1 pseudogene is annotated in these 778 nt (G+C 61.2%); it reads left to right on the top strand.

Annotation, left to right across the window (positions count from 1 at the left end):
- A pseudogene (gene wecC / locus HMPREF9538_RS33035) lies at positions 1 to 778 on the top strand (UDP-N-acetyl-D-mannosamine dehydrogenase); the annotation flags it as partial.

Genomic DNA, 778 nt, shown 5'->3' with positions numbered 1-778 from the left:
GGTCGACCGAACAGATGGCCGAGTGGCTGGCGGAGATGCGCCCGGATCTTAGCTTCCCCCAGCAGGTGGGTGAAGCGGCGGACGTGAATATCGCCTACTGCCCGGAGCGGGTATTGCCCGGTCAGGTGATGGTCGAGCTGATTAAAAACGACCGTGTTATCGGCGGCATGTCGCCGGTCTGCTCCGCTCGCGCCAGCGAGCTGTATAAAATCTTCCTTGAAGGCGAATGCGTGGTGACCAACTCGCGCACCGCCGAGATGTGCAAGCTGACGGAAAACAGCTTCCGCGACGTCAACATCGCTTTTGCCAACGAGCTGTCGCTGATTTGCGCCGACCAGGGGATTAACGTCTGGGAGCTGATCCGCCTGGCGAACCGCCATCCGCGCGTCAATATCCTGCAGCCGGGCCCGGGTGTTGGCGGCCACTGTATCGCCGTCGACCCATGGTTTATCGTGGCGCAAAACCCGCAGCAGGCGCGTCTGATCCGCACCGCTCGCGAGGTCAACGACCACAAGCCGGAATGGGTTATCGAACAGGTGAAAGCGCAGGTGGCGGACTGCCTGAATGCCACCAACAAGCGGGCCAGCGAACTGACGATCGCCTGTTTTGGCCTCGCTTTTAAACCGAATATTGACGACCTGCGCGAAAGTCCGGCGATGGAAATTGCCGCGCAGATTGCCCGCTGGCACAGCGGCACGACCCAGGTGGTTGAGCCCAACATTCACGCGCTGCCGAAGAAACTCGATGGACTGTGTACGCTGGCGACCCTTGAGGCCGG

The sequence above is a fragment of the Klebsiella sp. MS 92-3 genome (assembly GCF_000195655.1).
Taxonomy (GTDB): Bacteria; Pseudomonadota; Gammaproteobacteria; order Enterobacterales; family Enterobacteriaceae; genus Klebsiella; species Klebsiella pneumoniae.
The sequence above is the reverse complement of the archived record's forward strand: the minus strand, read 5'-3'. Positions and strand labels throughout refer to the sequence as shown.